Consider the following 20,214-nt stretch of genomic DNA (forward strand, 5'->3'; position numbering starts at 1 on the left):
AGCGCAACCTGGCCGATCAATTGCTCGTCGCCGGCGTGCGTCTGGCCGATCCGGCGCGCATCGACATTCGCGGTGTCCTGAGCCATGGCCGCGATGTGGCGATCGATGTCGGCTGCGTTTTCGAAGGCACGGTTGAGCTGGCCGATGCCGTCGAGGTCGGCCCCTACTGCGTGTTGAAGAACGTCAAGGTCGGCGCCGGTACGCGCATCGCCGCCTTCTGCCATTTCGAGGCGGCGGTGATCGGGCCGGACGGCGTGCTTGGCCCCTACGCCCGCTTGCGTCCCGGCACCGAACTTGGGCCGGAGGTGCATATCGGCAACTTTGTCGAGGTCAAGAAGAGCATCATTGGCGCCCAGTCGAAGGCCAATCACCTGGCCTACATCGGCGACGCTGAAATCGGTCAGCGCGTGAACGTCGGCGCCGGCACGATCACTTGCAATTACGACGGCGCCAACAAGTTCAAGACGATCATCGAGGATGATGTTTTCATCGGCTCCGATACCCAACTCGTGGCGCCGGTGACGGTTGGTCGCGGCGCCACGCTCGGCGCCGGCACGACGCTGACCAAAAATGCACCGCCGGATGCGTTAACCGTATCGCGCGCCAAGCAGATGACACTAGCCGGCTGGCAACGTCCCCAAAAGGTAAAAAAATAATGGATTTCTGGTTCACCGCTTTCATGTTTGCCATCGCCATTCTGATCGCGGTCGGCGGCTCGCTGCTCCTGGTCGGCTACTTCGGCACGGTGCCGGCTGCCTTCGCCTTCGGCTGGAAAAACTGGCTGCCGACACTGGTCCTGCCCATCGTTGGCCCGATCTGGTTTGCCGGCACGCACTGGTCGGAATTTGCCAAGCCGGGCAAGCAGCTGATTTTCGGGGTACTGCTTTTTGTCGTAGCCATCGCCTTGCTTTACGGCTTCGGCCCGCACTTTGTCGATCGCATGGCGGCCAGTGGCCTCTATCGCAATTAGTCGATCCTGAGGCTTTGGACGCTGGCATCAAAGTGAACTGATTTTTCGTGAAATTTTCATAAGCTCAGGGAGAAGATGATGTCCAAATACACCACCGAGGCGCTTCGTTCCATTGCATTGGTCGGCCATGGTGCCGCCGGCAAGACCAGTCTGGCCGAGGCCTTGCTGTTTGCGACCGGTGCCATCCATACCAAGGGCAGCGTAGAGAAAGGCAATACCGTTGCCGACGCCGACGCTCAGGAGAAAGAGGCGGGTCATTCCCTGACCTCTGCCATCGTCAATTTCGGCTACGAAAACACCCATATTCACCTGATCGATACCCCGGGCTACCCGGATTTTTCCGGCCAGGCCATCGCTGCGCTGGCCGGTGTCGATACCGCCCTGATCGTCGTCAACGCCCAGACCGGCGTCGAACTGATGACCGAGCGCATGATGCGCTACGCCGCCGAGCGCAAGCTGTGCCGAATGATCGTCATCAACAAGATTGATGCCGAAAACCTCGATCTGCCGGGTCTCGTCGCCGATCTTCGACAACGCTTCGGCAAGCAGTGCATGCTGCTCGATCTGCCGGCTCACGGTGCAGCCGATGTCGTTGAAGTGATCGACCACACCGCTGGCGACGCCGATTTTGAGTCGGTTGCCGCAGCGCACCGGGCGTTGATCGACCAGGTTGTCGAGGAAGATGAAAACCTCCTCGCCCAGTATCTCGACGATGGCGCCGATCCGAGCGCGACGGCCTTGCATGCGCCGTTTGAGAAGGCCTTGCGCGAAGGCCATCTGATTCCCATCCTGTTTGCCTCGGCCAAGACTGGCGCCGGCATCAAGGAACTGCTGCACGTTCTGGCCACGCTCGCGCCGAGCCCGGCCGAAGGCAATGCGCCGCCTTTCTACAAGGGCGAGCCGGGCGACATGCGTGAGCCGTTCCAGGCCGAGCCCAATGCTGCCAAGCATGTGCTGGCCCACGTTTTCAAGGTGGTGGCCGATCCCTTCCTGGGCAAGATCGGCGTTTTCCGCGTCCATCAGGGGACGTTGAAAAAGGACATGCAACTCTTCGTCGGCGACAGCAAGCGGCCGATCAAGGTCGGGCATCTTTATCAGTTGCAGGGCAAGGAGAGCATCGAAGTCGATGAACTGCTGCCGGGCGACATCGGTGCCATCGCCAAGATCGACGAAATCGATTTCGACTGCGTGCTGCACGATTCGCATGACGAGGATCGCATCCACCTCGTGCCGCTCGAATTTCCCAAGCCGATGGCCGGGCTGGCCGTCGAAACCAGGAAGAAGGGCGACGAGCAGCGTCTCTTCGACATTCTTGCCAAGCTGGCTACGGAGGACCCGACCTTCGTTGTCGAGCGCCATCCGACCAGCAACGAAACCGTCATCCGCGGCCTCGGCGAGATTCATCTGAAGTCGAAGCTCGCCCGCATGGCCGGTCAGTACAAGCTCGACGTCGATACCAAGCCGCCGCGCATTCCGTACTGCGAAACCATCACCGCGCCGGCCGAGGCAATGTACCGGCACAAAAAGCAGTCAGGCGGCGCCGGCCAATTCGGCGAAGTGCATCTGCGCATCGAGCCAAAGGGCCGCGGCGAAGGCTTCGAGTTCGTCGATGCGGTCAAGGGCGGCGTCATTCCCGGCGTCTTCATGGCGGCTGTCGAAAAGGGCGTCCGCCAGGGGCTGGAAGGCGGCGTCGTCGCCGGCTATGCGGTCGACGACCTCAAAGTCACCGTTTTCGACGGCAAGACCCACGCCGTCGACGGCAAGGAAGTCGCCTTCACGATGGCCGGGCGCAAGGCCGTCATCGACGCGATTCGCGGCGCCAAGCCGATCGTCCTCGAACCGATCGTCAGCATCGAGATCGTCGTCCCGGAAACCGCCATCGGTGACCTGACCGGCGACCTGTCCAGCCGGCGCGGCCATATCACCGGCACCGATGGCCGTGGCCGCGGCATGTCGGCGATTTCCGGCGAGGTGCCGCTGGCCGAGCTTAACGACTATCAGTCGCGGCTCAAGTCGCTGACCGGCGGCCAGGGCAGCTACACGATTGAGTTTGCCCGTTACGCCCCCGTGCCGCCGAATGTTCAGCAGCAACTGGCGAGCAAGTTCCAGTTGCATGATGAGGATGAGTGAGGGTTTGGGCCCGGGGGCGGGAGGGGTTCCCGTTTAATTAGCTTGGGTTTCCGCCTTGCTGGCGGGCGTACTTTCTTTTGCTTCGCCAAAAGAAAGTAGCCAAAGAAAAGGCGACCCCAAGGTCGGCGCCCTTCGGGTTCCTTGCGCTACTCGGAATGCCGGGCGGCTGGCTAAACTCGCCTTCGGCTCAAACAACGCCAGCCGACTGCCCCCGGCATCCCTGCGTTGCTCAGCGCCTCTCATGGGGGCCCGAAAGGCGTCCGGGCTCAACCGGCGTGACCTGAATTGGTATTCCTACGGTCAACCGGGAAAAAAGCCAAAAAATGAAATCCACTGGTTCAGCGTGGACGCCTTACCGGGCCCCTTGAGAGGTGCCGAGCAACGCAGGGGCTGGCGGATAAAGGGCGAGGACTGTCTGAGGGCGAAGCCCGAGTTCCGCCGCCCCCGCCAGAACCGAGTGGCGCAGGGAACCGGCGCAGCCGGCACCGACCCAGGGTCGCCTTCTTCTTTGGCTACTTTCTTCTGGGCGAAGCAAGAAGAAAGTACGCCCGCGCCTCAAGCGCGGAAACCACCGCTTACGAAGAGGCGCCCACATCCCGAGGGCGGAACCCCGGTTAATTAAGCCGCACCCTCACCCGACCAGTTAACCGTCGCCAGAAACAGGTAGCCAGCCCCATACACCGTCTTGATGAAAGCTGGACTCTGCGGGTCGGGTTCGAGCTTGCGGCGCAGGCGTGAAATGCGCACGTCGATGGCGCGGTCGGTGGGTGCCAGGTCGCGGATGCCCATGAGTTTTTCGCGTTGCAGGATGCGGTTCGGGTTATTGACGAAAACCTTGAGCAGCTCGGTTTCTGCCGTGCTCAGCGCGTGCTCGTCGCCGTTCGGCGTGGTCAATGTGTTGTTGCCAAGGTTGAAGCGCCAGCCGGAAAACTCGGCGATCTGGCGGGCTTGCGTTTCGCTGCCTTCGCGGCGGCGCACGATGCTGCGCACGCGGGCGACCAGTTCGCGCGGCTCGAACGGTTTGAGCACGTAGTCGTCGGCGCCGAGTTCGAGGCCCATGACGCGGTCGCTGACATGGGCGCGCCCAGTCAGGATCAGGATGCCGCAGCCGGACTGGGCACGGACGCGCTGCATGGCTTCGAGGCCGTCCATGTCGGGCAGGCCGAGGTCGATGATGCACAGGTCGGGGGCCAGCGCGCGCAGGCGGCGCAGCAGGTCGCCGGCGCTGCGGCACCAGACAGTGTGAAAGCCGAAGTCGGCGAGCACCTGCTCGATGATTTTCGCGACATCCGGGTCGTCCTCGACGATGGCGATGAGCTTGGCGGGTTCGTTGTCTTTCATGGTTTTTCTTTATCGGCGGCGCGCAAGGCGCGGGCCAGGTCCTGGCGGACGAAGGGTTTGGCGAGGACCGGCAGGTCGCTGCCGACCCCGGCCTCGTCGGTGTAGCCGCTCATCAGCACGATGCGCATTTCCGGGCGATTGCGCCGCACGCGGTCGGCCAGCTGCCGGCCGTCGAGGTCGCCGGGCATGATGACGTCGCTGACGACGATGGCGATGTCGGGAATCTGCTCGATCATGGTCAGTGCCTGGACGCTGTCCTCGGCCTCGATGACCGGGTGGCCGAGGTCGATCAGTTGCTGGCGGACGACGCGGCGGACGTTGGGTTCATCCTCGACGAGCAGGACCAGTTCGCCGCCGGCGGGCGGCGCGGCATCGTCGCCGGGCGCGTCGACATCGGGTTCCGGCGCCGCCAGCGGCAGGACCATGAGCACAGTCGTGCCTTGTTCCGGCTGGCTTTGAATCGACACGCCGCCGCCCGACTGTTTGGCGAAACCGTAGGCCATGGCCAGCCCGAGGCCGCTGCCCAGGCCGAGGCGCTTGGTCGTGAAAAAAGGTTCGCAGGCGCGGGCCAGGGTCGCGGCATCCATGCCGCAACCGTTGTCGGCAACTTCGATCAGGGCGTAGCGGCCCGGGCTGACATCGAAGGCGGCGGCATCGGTGGACAGTTCGATGGCGCGCGCTGCGAAGTGCAGCCGGCCGCCTTGCGGCATCGCGTCGCGGGCGTTCAGGGCGAAGTTGAGCAGGGCGCTTTCGAGCTGGCCGGGGTCGACCAGCGCGTGCAGCGTCATGCCGCCGAGATCGGTCGACACGGCAATCGTCTCGGGCAGCGAGCGGCGGACCAGTTTGCCGAGGTTGACGATGAGCTGGCCGATGTCGACGGCTTGCGGTTCGAGCGGCTGCTGGCGCGAGAAGGTGAGCAGGCGCTTGATCAGCTGCACGCCGCGCCGCGCCGACTGCAGCGCCGGTTCGACGAATTCATTGACCCCGGCGTCGTCCGGGCGGTGATCCTGCAGGGCGGCCAGGTTGCCGATGATGACGGTGAGCAGGTTGTTGAAATCGTGGGCCAGGCCGCCGGTCAGCTGGCCGATGGCCTCCATTTTCTGGGCCTGGACGAGGGCGGCCTGCATGCGTTTCTGCTCGGTAATCTCATGCGAAAAAACGAAAAATCCAAGATTTTTCCCGTCGACCGTGACTTCCGGCACCAGCGTGCTGCGCGCGAAGACGGTTTGCCCCTGGCGTTCCATTTGGTATTCGTAAGTCACCTGCTGGCCGGCCAGCGCCCGTCTGACCGAATCGCGCACCTGGCTATAGACGTGCGGCCCGATGACGTCGAGCACGGCGCGCCCGGTAACGCTGCCTTCGGGGTGGCCGTACCAGTCGGAATAGCCCTTGTTGGCGTACTGATAGACCTCGTTGTGGTCCACGTAGCCGATCAGGATGGGAATGGTGTCGTTGATCAGGCGCAGGCGTTCTTCGCTGCGCCGGAGGGCGGCGGCGATGCGTTCGTTTTCCTCGCTGGCCCGGCGCAGGTTGGCATTGGCGTTTTCGAGCTGGGCAGTGCGCCGCCGCACCCGCTCATCGAGCTGGATGTTCTGGTGCTCGGTCAGGTGCTCGATATAGCGCTGCTCGGTGACGTCGCTGTAGAGCGTGACGAAACCCTTGTTGGCCAGCGGTTCGCCGCGCAGGAGCAAGACGCGGCCATTCGGGCGCTGGCGTTCGGTGACGTGCGGGGCAAAATCTCTCGCCGCGGCGACCCGCTCGGCAATCTGCGCCGCGCTGTCGCCCGGGCCGTATTCGCCGCGCTCGGCGTTGTAGCGAATGAAGCCGGAAAAAGGGGCGCCGATGTAGGCCAGTTCATCGGGAAATTCGAGCAGCTCGAGGAAAGGGCGGTTCCAGGCGACGAGGCAAAGATTGGCATCGAAAACCGTGATGCCCTGGTCGAGCAGGTCCAGCCCGGCCTGCAACATGTCGTGGCGCGGGGAGCTGGGGGACGAGGCGGTTTCGAGCGGCATCGGTCGATTCTAGTGCAGCGTGGCCGGTGGATTTCGGGGTGTAACGATTCGTTACATTCTGCCAATAGTTGTGCAAGAGTGTTTTGCCATTCTCACGATCAATAAAAAAACTTGCGCTTACGAGAACAGCACTCGGCAAGAAAATCGTGAGGAGATAAATCTTGGTTAACCCGTATTCCGTCGGGCTGGAGCAAAATCCGGCCAATTTCGTCGCACTGTCCCCGCTCAGCTTCATCGAGCGCTCCGCCTTCGTTTACCCGAAACGTATTTCGGTCATTCAGGGGGCGCGTCAATACACCTGGAAGGAAAGCTACGACCGTAGCCGCCAGTTGGCTTCTGCCCTGAAAAATCGCGGCATCGGCAAGGGCGATACCGTCGCTGCCATGCTGCCCAATACGGCTTCGATGTTCGAATGCCATTTCGGCGTGCCGATGACCGGCGCCGTCCTCAATACGCTGAACACCCGCCTTGATGCCGAAGCCATTGCCTTCATGCTGGCTCACGGCGAAGCCAAGGTGTTGATCACCGACCCCGAGTTCTCGGCCATCGTCAAGGCCGCGCTGGCCCTGCTCGACGGGCCGAAGCCGCTGGTTATCGACAGCCTCGACCCGGAATTTGCCGGTGGCGAGTCGCTCGGTGAAAAGAGCTACGAAGACTTCCTGCTGGAAGGTGACGCCGATTTCAAGTGGAGCCTGCCCGATAACGAATGGGACGCTATCGCGCTCAACTACACCTCGGGTACCACCGGCAATCCGAAGGGCGTCGTCTATCACCATCGCGGCGCCTACCTCAACGCCGCCTCGAACATCATTTCCTGGGGCATGCCGCCGCATTCGGTCTATCTGTGGACCCTGCCGATGTTCCACTGCAACGGCTGGTGCTTCCCGTGGACGCTGGCCGCCAACGCCGGGACCAGCGTCTGCCTGCGCAAGGTCGATCCGGCCCTGATCTTCAACCTGATCAAGGCGCACAAGGTCAGCCACATGTGCGGCGCCCCGATCGTCTGGGGCATGATGATCAACTCGCCCGATGTGCTCAAGGAGGGCATCGAACATCAGGTCAATGGCCTGATCGCCGGCGCTGCGCCGCCGGCCGCGATCATCGAAGGCTGCGAGAAGATGGGCTTCAACATCACCCACGTTTACGGCCTGACCGAAACCTACGGCCCGGCCGCCGTCTGCGCCAAGCACCCGGAGTGGGATCGCCTGCCGATCGATCTGCGCGCTGCCCGCAACGGCCGCCAGGGCGTCCGCTACCACATGCAGGAAGGCATCGAGGTCCGTGACACCGTGAGCATGGAGCCGGTGCCCTGGGATGGCGAGACGATGGGCGAAATCATGTTCAAGGGCAACCTGGTCATGAAGGGCTACCTCAAGAACCCGAAGGCGACCGCAGAGGCTTTCGAGGGCGGCTGGTTCCATACCGGCGACCTGGCGGTCGTGCATAGCGACGGCTACGTCAAGATCAAGGATCGCTCGAAGGACATCATCATCTCGGGCGGCGAGAACATTTCGTCGCTCGAAGTCGAGGACGTGCTCTACCGCCACCCGGCGGTCGTTGCCGCCGCTGTTGTCGCCAAGCCCGACGAGAAGTGGGGCGAGGTGCCGGCCGCCTTTGTCGAACTCAAGGCCGATGCGAGCTGCACCGAGGCGGAGATGATCGAGCATTGCCGCGCCCACCTGGCCCGTTTCAAGGTGCCCAAGCAGGTGGTGTTCGGCGAATTGCCGAAGACCTCGACCGGCAAGATCCAGAAATACGTCCTGCGCCAGCACGCCAATTCGGCGCTGGCCATCGAGTAATTCTTGCGTTTTCCCTGCCGAGCTCACCGCCGGCAGGGCTTTTTACAAAAAAGCAGGAGACATTCCCATGAAAATTCTCGTCCCCGTCAAACGAGTCGTTGATTACAACGTCAAAGTCCGCGTCAAGGCCGATGGCACCGGTGTAGACCTGGCCAACGTCAAAATGAGCATGAACCCCTTCGACGAAATCGCCATCGAAGAAGCCGTCCGCCTCAAGGAAGCCGGCATCGCCAGCGAAGTCATCGCCGTCAGCTGCGGCGTCGCCGCCTGCCAGGAAACCCTGCGCACCGCCATGGCCATCGGTGCCGACCGCGGCATCCTCGTCGACTGTGGCGATACGGAAATCCAGCCGCTGGCCGTCGCCAAGCTCTTGAAGGCCCTCTGCGACAAGGAAGCCCCGCAACTCGTCATCTGCGGCAAACAAGCCATCGACGACGACGCCAACCAGACCGGGCAGATGCTCGCCGCCCTGCAAGCCTGGCCGCAAGCCACCTTCGCCTCCAGGGTTGTCATCGCCAACGGCAAAGCGACGGTCACCCGCGAAATCGACGGCGGCCTCGAAACCCTTGAGATCAGTCTTCCGGCCGTCGTCTCCACCGACCTGCGCCTCAACGAACCGCGCTACGCCACGCTCCCCAACATCATGAAAGCCAAGAAAAAGCCGCTCGACACCGTCAAGCCGGCTGACCTTGGCATCGACGTCACCCCGCGCCTGACCACCCTCAAGGTCGCCGAACCGGCCAAACGTTCCGCCGGCATCCGGGTTGCCGACGTCGCCGAACTCGTCAACAAACTCAAGAACGAAGCCAAGGTGATCTAAATGACCATTCTCGTCATCGCCGAACACGACCATCAGGCCCTCAAGGCCGCCACCCTCAACACCGTTGCCGCCGCCCAAAAGATCGGGGGCGACATCCACGTTCTCGTCGCCGGCAGCAACTGCCAGGCCGCCGCCCAGGAAGCTGCCACGCTGCAAGGAGTGAGCCTCGTCAAAGTTGCTGACGCTGCCCACTACCAAAGCCAGACCGCCGAGAACCTCACGGCGCTGATCATCGCCAACGCCGGTGGCTACAGCCACATCCTCGCCCCGGCCACTACCTTCGGCAAGAACCTCGCCCCCCGAATCGCCGCACTGCTCGATGTTGCGCAAATCTCCGAAATCACCGGCGTCGAATCAGCCGACACCTTCGTGCGTCCGATCTACGCCGGCAACGCCCTGGCCACCGTCAAGAGCGCCGACAGCGTCAAAGTCATCACTGTGCGCACCACGGCCTTTGATGCGGTCAACCGGGAAAATGCGGCAAAAATCGAAAGCATCAGCCCGGCCGCCGACACCACCCAAAGCACCTTGACCAACCGCGAACTGACCAAGTCCGAGCGTCCCGAACTCGGTGCGGCCCAGATCATCGTTTCCGGTGGTCGTGGTCTGGGCAGTGGCGAGAACTACCACACCCTGCTCGAACCCCTTGCCGACAAGCTCGGTGCCGCCCTCGGTGCCAGCCGTGCCGCCGTCGATGCCGGCTTCGTGCCGAACGACTACCAGGTCGGCCAGACCGGCAAGATCGTCGCGCCGCAGCTTTACCTCGCCGTCGGCATCTCGGGGGCCATCCAGCATCTGGCCGGCATGAAGGAATCGAAAGTCATCGTCGCCATCAACAAGGATCCGGATGCGCCGATCTTTCAGGTGGCGGATTACGGGCTCGTCGCTGACCTGTTCGAAACCATTCCGGCCCTCGTCGCCGCCGTCTAAACAAGAAACACGGAGATAAACCCATGAGCACCTATATCGCCCCGATTCGCGACATGCAGTTCGTCCTCAACGAAGTGGCCGGCCTCTCAGACATCTGCGCCCTGCCGGGTAACGAGGAATGTTCGGTCGATCTCGTCGAGTCCATCCTCGACGAAGCCTCCAAGTTCGCTACCGGCGTTCTCGACCCGATCAACAGCGTTGGCGACCGCACCGGTCACGTCTGCAAGGACGGCGTCGTCACCACGGCGCCCGGCTTCAAGGAAGCCTACAAGCTGTTTGCCGAAACCGGCTGGAACTCCATGCCCTTCTCGCCGGAATTCGGCGGCCAGGGTTTGCCGGCCGTCGTTTCGATGGCCGTCAATGAAATGTGGAAGGGCGCCAACATGGCCTTCGGCCTGTGTCCGATGCTGACCGGCGGTGCTATCGAAGCCATCGCCCACCACGCTTCCGACGAACTCAAGCAGAAATACCTGCCGAAGATGATCGAAGGCACGTGGACCGGCACCATGAACCTGACCGAGCCGAATGCCGGTTCCGATCTGGCCGCCATTTCGAGCAAGGCCAAGGCCGTCGGCGACGGCACTTTCCTGATCAGCGGCACCAAGATCTTCATCACCTGGGGCGAGCATGACGTCGCCGAGAACATCATTCACCTCGTGCTGGCCCGTCTGCCGGATGCGCCGCCGGGACTGAAGGGCATTTCGCTCTTCCTCGTGCCGAAATTCCTGGTCAACGATGACGGCTCGCTCGGCAAGCGCAATGACCTGATCTGCGCTTCCATCGAACACAAGCTCGGCATCCACGGCAGCCCGACCGCCGTCATGTCCTACGGCGAGAACGAAGGGGCCGTCGGCTACCTGATCGGCGACGAGAACAAGGGCATCGGCTACATGTTCACGATGATGAACCACGCCCGCGTCAATGTCGGCCTGGAAGGCGTCGGTATCGCCGAGCGCGCCTACCAGCACGCGCTGTGGTACGCCCGCGAGCGTGTCCAAGGCGCCCCGGTTGGCGATAAATCTGGCGTCAAGAAGACCATCCTGCATCACCCCGATGTCCGCCGCATGCTCATGGACATCAAGTCGCGTACCGAAGCCATGCGCACGCTGGCCTACTACACTGCTGCCAACATCGACCGCGCCCATGCCGGCAATGCCGCTGCCCAGTCCCGCGTCGACTTGCTGACCCCGGTCGTCAAGGGCTGGAGCACGGAGCAGGGCGTCGAGCTGTCGTCGACCGCGCTGCAGGTTTTCGGTGGCGTCGGTTTCGTCGAAGAAACCGGTGCGGCCCAGTACTACCGCGATTCGCGCATCACGACCATCTACGAAGGCACGACCGCCATTCAGGCGAATGATCTGGTCGGCCGCAAGCTGGCCCGTGAAAAGGTGCCGGGCGCCGCCATGAAGGCGCTGATTGCTGAAATGACGGCCGATGCCGAAGTCTTCGCCGGGAATGCCCAGCTGGCCGGCATTGCCGCCCATCTGAAAAACGGCAGCAAAGCCCTGTCGACCGCAGCAGACTGGATCGTCGCCCACTACGAAAGCAATCCGCAGGCAGTCCATGCCGGCTCGGTGCCTTTCCTCAAGCTGACCGGTATTGTCGTCGGCGGCTGGCTGATGGCCAAGTCGGCAGCCATCGCCGTCCGCCACATCGCCGCCGGCACGACCGACGACTTCTACCAGGCCAAGCTGGCCACGGCCAACTACTTCGCCGCCCACCAGCTGCCGTTCGCCGCGGCCTACTCGGCTGAAATGACCGGCGGAGCAGAGTCGGTATTCGCCTTGCCTGAAAACCTGTTCTGAAAAAGGCTCCTCCCCCTTCAAGGGGGAGGTTGGGTGGGGGATGGGTTCGCAAGACTGCGGCTCCAAGAGACCCATCCCCACCCCGGCCCTCCCCTTATCCCAAGGGATACCGTCCCTGCGGGACATAAAGGGGAGGGAGAAATTCGTAAAGGAAATCACATGCGCACCGATCGTGATGCGATGGAATACGATGTCGTGATCATCGGCGGCGGCCCTGCGGGGCTGTCGTCGGCGATCCGCATCAAGCAACTGGCCGAGCAGGCCGGCAAGGAAGTCTCGGTTTGCCTGCTCGAAAAGGGCTCGGAAATCGGCGCCCACATCCTGTCCGGCGCCGTGCTCGAACCGCATGCCTTGGCCGAACTCTTCCCCGACTGGCAGGATCGCGGCGCACCGCTCAATACGCCGGCCGGTGAAGACAGGCTGCTCTATCTGACGGAAAGCGGCTCGTACAAACTGCCGACGCCGCCGCAGATGGGCAACCACGGGAACTACATCATCAGCCTGGGCAATCTGGCCCGCTGGCTCGGCGAGCAGGCCGAGGCGCTCGGCGTCGAAATTTACCCGGGTTTCGCTGCCGCCGAAGTGCTTTATCACGAGGATGGTTCGGTCAAGGGCGTCGCCACCGGCGATCTTGGGATCGGCAAGGATGGCCAGCCCGGCCACAACTTCCAGCCGGGCATGGAACTGCACGCCAAGCAGACCATCTTCGCCGAAGGCTGCCGCGGTTCGCTGACCAAGGAACTGTTCGCCCGATTCAATCTGCGCGACGGCGTCGATCCGCAAACCTATGGCATCGGCATCAAGGAGCTCTGGGAAATCGATCCGGCCAAGCACCAGCCGGGGCTGATCGTGCACACCGTCGGCTGGCCGCTGCAATCGGACACCTACGGCGGCTCTTTCCTTTATCACCTGGAAAACAACCTCGTCGCCATCGGCATGGTGGTCGGTCTCGACTACCAGAATCCCTGGCTGTCGCCCTACGAGGAATTCCAGCGTTACAAGATGCATCCGGCCATCCGCGGCTTCTTCGAAGGCGGCCGGCGAATTTCCTACGGCGCCCGCGCGCTGTCCGAAGGCGGCTACCAGTCGGTGCCCAAGCTGACCTTCCCGGGCGGCCTGCTCATCGGCGACACGGCCGGTTTCCTCAACGTGCCGAAGATCAAGGGCACGCACATGGCGATGAAGTCGGGCATGGTCGCCGCTGAAGCGGTATTCGAACATCTGGCCAAGGACAACGCCGGCACGGAAGCCACCGAGTACGCCGAGCAGATCAAGAAATCGTGGCTGTGGGACGAGCTCTATCAAGTCCGCAACATCCGCCCGGCCTTCAAGTGGGGCCTGTGGGGTGCGCTGGCTTACGGCGCCATCGATACCTACGTCTTCAAGGGCAAGGCGCCGTGGACCCTGCATCACCACGACGATCACACCCAGCTCGGCGACAAGAACAGCCATCCGAAGATTGCCTATCCGAAGCCGGACGGCCAACTGACTTTCGACCGCCTGTCCTCGGTCTTCCTTTCGGCCACCAACCACGAGGAAAACCAGCCAACGCACCTGCGCCTCAAGGACGAGAGCGTCGCCATCAGCGTCAATTACGCCCAGTACGGCTCGCCGGAAACGCGTTACTGCCCGGCCGGGGTGTACGAAATCCTCGGCGAGGAGGAGGGCCAGCCGCGCCTGCAGATCAACGGGCAGAACTGCCTGCATTGCAAGACTTGCGACATCAAGGACCCGACCCAGAACATCAACTGGACGGTGCCGGAAGGTGGCGGTGGGCCGAACTATCCAAACATGTAGTCGATGCCGAGGGGGCCGGGCATTGCTACGGTCAACCGGAAAAAAACACAAAAACGAGAACAGCACAGCCGTATCAACTATCCATCAATTCAGGAGGGATCATGTCTCAACCCAATATCCAGGCAAGAATCCGGAGCAATCCGAAATTTGCCGAAATGGTCGGCAAGCGCACGCGCTTTGCGATCATTCTTTCACTCGTCGTGCTGGTGCCGTACTACAGCTTCATGATGATCACCGCCTTCAACCCGGCCTGGCTTGCCCAGCCGATCAGCGAGGGCAACATCATCACCCTCGGCTGGCCGATCGGTGTCGTCCTCGTCGTCGGCTCCTGGCTGACCACCGGCATCTACATCAGCCGTGCCAATGGCGAATTCGATGCGCTCAACGAGCAGATCCTCAGGGAGTCCGCCAAATGAAGCGCTCGCTTATCGCACTCATCGCCGGCTGTCTGCTCGCTTTTGCCGCCATCGCCGCTCCCGGCGCGCTGGAAGGCGTGCAGAAACAGCCGATCAACGTCAGCGCCATCGCCATGTTCCTGGTCTTCGTGCTGTTCACCCTCGGCATCACCTACTGGGCTTCCAAGCGGAACAAGTCGACGGCCGACTTCTACACCGCCGGCGGCGGCATCACCGGCTTCCAGAACGGCCTGGCGATCGCTGGCGACTACATGTCGGCGGCGACCCTGCTCGGCCTGACCTCGCTGGTTTACGCCAAGGGCTTCGACGGTTTCATCTACACCATCAGCTTCTTTGTCGGCTGGCCGATCATCCTTTTCCTGATGGCCGAACGGCTGCGCAATCTCGGCAAATTCACCTTTGCCGACATCGCCTCCTATCGCCTCGACCAGAGCCGTATCCGCACTTTTGCCGCTTTTGGTTCGTTGACCGTGGTGTGCTTCTACCTCATCGTCCAGATGGTCGGTGCCGGCCAGCTCATCCAGCTGCTCTTTGGCCTGGATTACACCTACGCCGTGATCTGCGTTGGCCTGCTCATGATGGTTTACGTCACCTTCGGTGGCATGACGGCGACGACCTGGGTACAGATCATCAAGGCCGGCCTCCTGCTCGGCGGCGGCACGACGCTGATGCTGCTCGCCTTCAGCCGCTTCGATTTTTCCTTCGACAACCTGTTCACCCAGGCCGTCGCCGCCCACAAGTCCGGCCTCAAGATCATGGCCCCGGGTTCGCTGATGGCTGATCCGGTCTCCGCCGTGTCGCTATCGCTGGCCCTGCTCTTCGGTACGGCCGGCCTGCCGCACATCATGATGCGCTTCTTCACCGTGCCGAACGCCAAGGAAGCCCGCAAATCGGTGTTCTACGCCACCGGCTTCATCGGTTTCTTCTTCCTCGTCGTGATCATCCTCGGCGTGTCATCGATCGTCATCGTCGGCCAGGACCCGCAGTTCTTCGAAGGCGGCATCATCGGCGGCAAGCTGATCGGTGGTGGCAACATGCCGGTCATGCACCTGGCCAAGGCTGTCGGCGGTGACGTTTTCCTCGGCTTCCTGTCGGCTGTCGCCTTCGCCACCATCCTCGCCGTTGTTTCCGGCCTGGCCCTGGCTGGCGCTTCGGCCATCGCCCACGACCTCTACGCCCGCGTCATCAAGAAGAACCAGGCGACCAGCGCCCAGGAAATGCGCGTCACCAAGATCGCCTCGGTTGGTATCGGCCTCGTCGCCATCCTGCTCGGCCTGCTCTTCCGCGATCAGAACATCGCCTTCCTGGTCGCGTTGACCTTCGGCGTCGCCGCTTCGGTCAATTTCCCCATCCTCATCCTGTCCATGTACTGGAAGGGCCTGACCACCCGCGGCGCCCTGTGGGGCGGCATTGCCGGCCTGCTTTCCGCCGTCACCCTGGTCATTCTGTCGCCAGCCGTCTGGGTCAAGGTGCTGGGCAACGCCCAGGCCATCTTCCCCTACGACCACCCGGCCATCATCTCGATGACGATGGCTTTCTTCGTCACCTGGCTGGGTTCGGTCACCGACAAGAGCGCCCGTGCCAGCAGCGAAGCCGACGCCTTCGAAGAGCAGTACATCCGCGCCCAGACCGGGCTCGGCGCTGCCGGGGCGCACGCCCACTAAGTCACTCTGCGGGTGAGATACGGGAGAACAGTCCCGCCGTCTCATTCCTTTCGGGGCCTTCGGGCCCCTTTTTTTGTTGTGCTGGCGGCGACTGACGATGCATCGATGAGCCCTACCGCATCACCACCCCGCCTGAACCTGGGATTAGAATCGACCGATGGCGTCGATCAATCCACAGACCGCTTTTTTGTTACCCCTCCGGAGTTTTCCTGGATGAATTCAATCGACATTTTTCCTTGGGATGACAACTTCAATACCGGGCTGCCGACAATTGATGCTCAGCATCGCAAGCTGGTCCGCCTGCTCAATGATCTGGCCGGCCATGTCGCCTTCCAAGCCGATGAACTCATGCTCGATCGCCTGTTCGACGCGCTGGCGGAATACGCGGTCTACCATTTCGAGTCGGAAGAGGCGATCTGGCGCGCATATCTGCTCGACGACGTGGGCGAAATAACGCATCGCCAGACCCATGCTTCCTTTGTCGATGACGTCGTGCGCATGCGTCAGGGATTGGCCTCCCGGCCCTGGCTGGAAGTAGCCGAAGAGACGCTCGGCTTTCTCGCTCGCTGGCTGGCCTCGCACATTCTCGAGACCGACCGCTACATGGCCTATACCGTTCTCGCCATCCAGGGCGGATTGTCCGTTGATGCCGCGAAAGAGCAGGCTAGGGAACAGATGGGCGGGACGACGCGGACGCTGATCGACATTATCCTGTCCATCTACGGCACCTTGTCCAACAACACCTTGCGCCTGATGCGCGAACTGGCCGAGCACCGCCAGGCCGAGATGTCCCTCAACGAGGCCAAGGCCGCGCTGGAGTCATCGCAAAGCCTGCTGCAGACGGTCGTGGACAACGTGCCGGTGCGCATCTTCTGGAAAGATCGCGACCTCAATTACCTGGGTTGTAATCCCGTTTTCGCCAGGGATGCCGGCAAGGCGTCGCCGCCGGAATTGATCGGCCGCAGCGACTATGAAATGGGCTGGGCGCCCGAAGCCGACCTGTATCGTGCCGATGACCGTCAGGTCATCGAATCCGGCATCTCCAAGCTCAACTACGAAGAGCCGCAGACGACGCCGGACGGGAAAACCATCTGGCTGCGTTCATCCAAGGTGCCTCTCAAGGGCGGCAACAACGAGATCATTGGCGTCCTCGGCATCTACGACGACATCACGGCGCGCAAAGTCGGCGTCGAGGCGCTCAAGCAAAGCGAAGAACGGCTACGGCTGGCGCTGCACGCGGCCAATCAGGCCTGGTTCGACCTCGATCTGCGGACGGGGGCAGTCGCCGTCAGCTCGAACTATCCGCGCATGCTCGGCCAGGCGAGCGGTGATTTCACCAGCAGCCTGGTCAACTGGCTGGACCACATTCACCCCGACGACGTGGCGGCGCTCAAGCAGCAATTCGACCGCTGCCTCAAGCTCCCCGGGGCGCAGACCATGGAGTACCGTCGGCAGACCGCTGCCGGCGACTGGATCTGGATCCAGTCGGTCGGCGAGGTGGTCGAGCGGGATGCCGAGAACCGCCCGCTGCGCATGATCGGCATCCATACCGACATTTCCGAGCGGAAAAAGTCGCTGTACGAACAAAACCGGCTCAATCGGGCCTTGCGTCTGCTCAGCGAGTGCAACCTGGCGCTGGTCAGAAACGACAGCGAGATGCGGCTTTTGAACGATGTCTGTCGTTTGATCGTCAACACCGGCGGCTACATGAGCGCCTGGGTCGGCTATAGCGAACAGGATGCGGCAAAAACCGTTCGCCCGGTGGCGCAGTCGGGTTGCCAAGCTGGCTATCTGGAGAAGGCGCGAATTTCCTGGGATGGCCGCAGCATCTACGCCGAGGGGCCGACGGCCCGGGCGATCCGTTGCGGACAGCCGCAAATCAACCAGGAGCTGCTGGCCAATAACCGACAGGAGCCCTGGCGACTTGCCGCTATCCGGCAAGGCTACCAGGCTGCCATCGCGCTGCCGCTCAAGCACGGCGAAAGCGTCCTCGGCGGCTTGTGCGTCTATGCCAGCGAAGCCCATGCCTTCGGGCCCGACGAGGTCAGCTTGCTGGAGGAGCTGGCGTCCAACCTGAGCTTTGGCATCATCGGCCTGCGCGCCCGGGCTCAGCGCGAAAAGGCGGAGGCGGCCAATAAAGCCAAAAGTTCGTTCATCGCCAACATGTCGCACGAGATCCGCACGCCCCTCAACGCCATCAGTGGCATGGTGCACCTGCTGCGCCGTTCCGGTGTGACGGCGGAGCAGGACTGTCGCCTCGAAAAAATCGATGCAGCCGGCCAGCATCTGCTGGAAATCATCAATGCCGTGCTCGACCTCTCGAAAATCGACGCCGACAAGCTCGAACTGGAAGACGTCGCCATCGACCTCAATGCCGTTCTCGACAACGCTGCGACGATGGTGCACGACGCGGCCCAGGCCAAGAATGTCGCCTTGCTGGTCAGTCATGTCCCGAATCTGCCGCTGCGCGGCGATCAGACTCGGCTCCAGCAGGCCGTGCTGAACTACCTGTCGAACGCCGTGAAATTTACCGATGCGGGCCAGATCGAGCTCGGCTGCCGGATCGTCGAATCGACGCCGGATGACGTGCTGATCCGTATCGAAGTGCGGGACAGCGGGATTGGTATCCCTCCCGAAGCCATGCCCAGGCTCTTTTCGGCTTTCGAGCAGGCGGACAATTCGACGACGCGCAAGTACGGCGGAACCGGTCTGGGCCTGGCTATTACGCGGAAAATTGCCGAGTTGATGCTGGGTGACGCCGGGGCCGAAAGCATCCCGGGGCAGGGCAGCACCTTCTGGTTTACGGCCCGGCTCAAGCGTTTCTGCTCGGCCAGTCGGCCCCTGGAAGAAGCCTTGCCGGCGGATGCCGAGGCGATGCTGCGGGACAATTTCGCGGGTCGCCGCGTTTTGCTCGTTGAAGACGAACCGATCAATCAGGAAATTGCCCGCCTGTTGCTCGAAGATGTCGGCCTCGTCGTCGATGTGGCCAACGACGGTGTTGAGGCCGTCGCTGCCGCCGCCGACCAGGCCTACGATATTGTGCTCATGGACATGCAGATGCCGCAGATGGACGGCCTCGAGGCGACGCGGCGGATCCGCCAGTTGGCGGCGTACGGCCAGACGCCGATCATCGCCATGACCGCCAATGCCTTCAGCGATGACCGGCAGCGCTGCATGGTCGCCGGCATGAGCGACTTCATTGCCAAGCCGGTTGACCCGGATGTGCTCTTCGTGACTCTGCTCAAGTGGCTGGAAAAGTCCGGCTGATCAGCCGGCGCATTTCATTTTTCAGCCTTTTTCCGGGTTGACCGTAGCCATCTCGGCGCGCTCGAACAGCGAGCGGATGACGACGCGGCGGATGGCCGGGTTGTCCGGCACGGCGTACATGACGTCGGTCATCATTTCCTCGAAAATGCCGCGCAGGCTGCGCGCCCCGGCCTTGTACTCGATGGCCAGCTCGGCCATCTGGCGGAAGACGTCGGGGGCGATCTGGAGGTCCACGCCGTCGGCCGCCAGCATGGCGCGGAACTGGCGGTAAAGGGCGTTCTTCGGCTCGGTCAGGATGCGGATCAGCATGTCCTGCGTCAGGTCGTGCAGGCGGGTGACGATGGGCAGGCGGCCGGCGAATTCGGGGATCAGGCCGAATTCGAGCAGGTCAGTCGGTTTGACCCGGGCGTTGAGGCGTTCGAGGATTTTTTGGTCGTCGCCGCCGGCGGTCGAAATGAAGCCGAAGGTGTGTGTCCGGGTCAGGATGTGATCGAGCCCGACGAAGGCGCCGCCGCAGATGAACAGGACGTTCGTCGTGTCGATGTGGCGCCCGTCCTTGAGCCGCACCGGCGCGCCTTCCATGATCTTGAGCAGGGCGTGCTGGACGCTTTCGCCCGAGGTGGCGCGGGCCTGGCCGCCGATGGCCTTGAGCTTGTCGACCTCATCGACGAAGACAATGCCGCGCTGGGCACGCTCAAGGTCGCCATCGGCGCGATCGAGCAGGCGATGCAGGATGGCCTCGATCTCGTCGCCGACAAACTGCGTCTGGGCCAGCGAGGTGGCGTCGGCGGTGACGAACGGCACGTCGAGAATGCGGGCCAGCGTTTCGCAGAGCAGGGTCTTGCCGGTGCCGGTCGGGCCGATGAGCAGGATGTTGCTTTTGGTCAGTTCGACGCTGTCGACCGCCGCATTCGCCGCCATGCGCCGGAAGTGGGCATAAATGGCAACGGCCAGCGTGCGTTTGGCTTCTTCCTGACCGATGACGTGCTCGGAAAGCTGGCGGACGATTTCGCTGGGTTTGAGCTGGCTGGACATCGGGGCATCCTCGTGGCGGAATGCCCCGATGCTAGCCCTCTCAGCCCTTTTCGGGAAGGACGATATTGACTTCGAGAACTTCGTAATTGCCCTGTTTTTCGAGCGAAACGCGGATGTCCTCGGTATTCACCTTGACGTACTTCGAGATCACGGCGATCAGCTCGCGTTGCAGGTCAGGCAGGAAATTGGCGCTGCTGCCGCCGCCATCGCGTTCGTGGGCGATGATCAGTT

General features: G+C 62.6%; 15 protein-coding genes. 11 read left to right on the forward strand and 4 right to left on the reverse strand.

All coding sequences use genetic code 11. The annotated features are described in order from the left end of the window. From ADADOO_RS05285 to fusA, 3 genes are all read left to right on the forward strand, one after another. A partial coding sequence (locus ADADOO_RS05285) for a DapH/DapD/GlmU-related protein (protein ID WP_511275628.1) occupies nucleotides 1–656 on the forward strand: 656 nt, incomplete at its 5' end. Next, nucleotides 656–970 (forward strand): hypothetical protein, encoded by a 315-nt coding sequence (locus ADADOO_RS05290; RefSeq protein ID WP_511275629.1) that lies wholly within the window; start codon nucleotides 656–658, stop codon nucleotides 968–970. The genes ADADOO_RS05285 and ADADOO_RS05290, both read left to right, overlap by 1 nt. 78 nt (nucleotides 971–1,048) lie before the next feature. Next, nucleotides 1,049–3,100 carry an elongation factor G gene (gene fusA, locus ADADOO_RS05295; protein ID WP_511275631.1) on the forward strand — a complete coding sequence of 684 codons (2,052 nt, stop codon included), beginning with the start codon at nucleotides 1,049–1,051 and terminating at the stop codon, nucleotides 3,098–3,100. 618 nt (nucleotides 3,101–3,718) lie between these two features. On the opposite strand, the gene ADADOO_RS05300 is transcribed toward fusA, so the two are convergent. Together ADADOO_RS05300 and ADADOO_RS05305 are read right to left on the reverse strand one after the other, a co-directional pair. After that, the gene (locus ADADOO_RS05300; RefSeq protein WP_511275632.1) at nucleotides 3,719–4,441 is read right to left on the reverse strand and encodes a response regulator; all 723 of its coding nucleotides are present in this window, start codon (nucleotides 4,439–4,441) and stop codon (nucleotides 3,719–3,721) included. Next, complete coding sequence (locus ADADOO_RS05305; RefSeq protein WP_511275634.1) at nucleotides 4,438–6,453, reverse strand: PAS-domain containing protein; 2,016 nt, start codon at nucleotides 6,451–6,453, stop codon at nucleotides 4,438–4,440. The genes ADADOO_RS05300 and ADADOO_RS05305 overlap by 4 nt, the downstream gene beginning before the upstream one ends. Nucleotides 6,454–6,614: 161 nt before the next feature. On the opposite strand from ADADOO_RS05305, the gene ADADOO_RS05310 reads away from it, so the two are divergent. The 8 genes from ADADOO_RS05310 (at nucleotide 6,615) to ADADOO_RS05345 (ending at nucleotide 18,948) form a co-directional block, all read left to right on the forward strand. Continuing rightward, on the forward strand, nucleotides 6,615–8,252 hold the full coding sequence (locus ADADOO_RS05310) for an acyl-CoA synthetase (protein ID WP_511275636.1): 1,638 nt from the start codon (nucleotides 6,615–6,617) through the stop codon (nucleotides 8,250–8,252). A gap of 67 nt (nucleotides 8,253–8,319) precedes the next feature. Continuing rightward, nucleotides 8,320–9,072, forward strand: a complete 753-nt coding sequence (locus ADADOO_RS05315; RefSeq protein ID WP_511275637.1) for an electron transfer flavoprotein subunit beta/FixA family protein — start codon at nucleotides 8,320–8,322, stop codon at nucleotides 9,070–9,072. Further along, the gene (locus tag ADADOO_RS05320; RefSeq protein ID WP_511275639.1) at nucleotides 9,073–10,002 is read left to right on the forward strand and encodes an electron transfer flavoprotein subunit alpha/FixB family protein; all 930 of its coding nucleotides are present in this window, start codon (nucleotides 9,073–9,075) and stop codon (nucleotides 10,000–10,002) included. It abuts the gene before it with no gap. Between the two features lie 23 nt (nucleotides 10,003–10,025). After that, a complete protein-coding gene (locus ADADOO_RS05325) occupies nucleotides 10,026–11,804 on the forward strand; it encodes an acyl-CoA dehydrogenase C-terminal domain-containing protein (protein WP_511275641.1) in 1,779 nt (592 codons plus the stop codon). Nucleotides 11,805–11,963: 159 nt separating this feature from the next. After that, nucleotides 11,964–13,601 carry an electron transfer flavoprotein-ubiquinone oxidoreductase gene (locus ADADOO_RS05330; RefSeq protein ID WP_511275642.1) on the forward strand — a complete coding sequence of 546 codons (1,638 nt, stop codon included), beginning with the start codon at nucleotides 11,964–11,966 and terminating at the stop codon, nucleotides 13,599–13,601. 101 nt (nucleotides 13,602–13,702) lie between these two features. After that, nucleotides 13,703–14,017, forward strand: coding sequence for a DUF485 domain-containing protein (locus tag ADADOO_RS05335; protein ID WP_511275644.1), 315 nt, complete (start codon nucleotides 13,703–13,705; stop codon nucleotides 14,015–14,017). Next, entirely contained in the window at nucleotides 14,014–15,681 is a 1,668-nt protein-coding gene (locus tag ADADOO_RS05340; RefSeq protein ID WP_511275646.1) for a cation acetate symporter, read from the forward strand. The genes ADADOO_RS05335 and ADADOO_RS05340 overlap by 4 nt, the downstream gene beginning before the upstream one ends. A 213-nt stretch (nucleotides 15,682–15,894) precedes the next feature. Next, nucleotides 15,895–18,948 carry a bacteriohemerythrin gene (locus ADADOO_RS05345; RefSeq protein ID WP_511275648.1) on the forward strand — a complete coding sequence of 1,018 codons (3,054 nt, stop codon included), beginning with the start codon at nucleotides 15,895–15,897 and terminating at the stop codon, nucleotides 18,946–18,948. Nucleotides 18,949–18,969: 21 nt separating this feature from the next. On the opposite strand, the gene clpX is transcribed toward ADADOO_RS05345, so the two are convergent. Further along, the gene (gene clpX, locus ADADOO_RS05350) at nucleotides 18,970–19,983 is read right to left on the reverse strand and encodes an ATP-dependent Clp protease ATP-binding subunit ClpX (protein WP_511275650.1); all 1,014 of its coding nucleotides are present in this window, start codon (nucleotides 19,981–19,983) and stop codon (nucleotides 18,970–18,972) included. A 40-nt stretch (nucleotides 19,984–20,023) separates the two neighbouring features. Then, nucleotides 20,024–20,214: cell division topological specificity factor MinE (gene minE / locus ADADOO_RS05355; protein WP_511275652.1), on the reverse strand; the 191-nt coding region annotated here is incomplete at its 5' end.

It is taken from the genome of Azonexus sp. (assembly GCF_036170495.1).
Classification (GTDB): Bacteria; Pseudomonadota; Gammaproteobacteria; order Burkholderiales; family Rhodocyclaceae; genus Azonexus.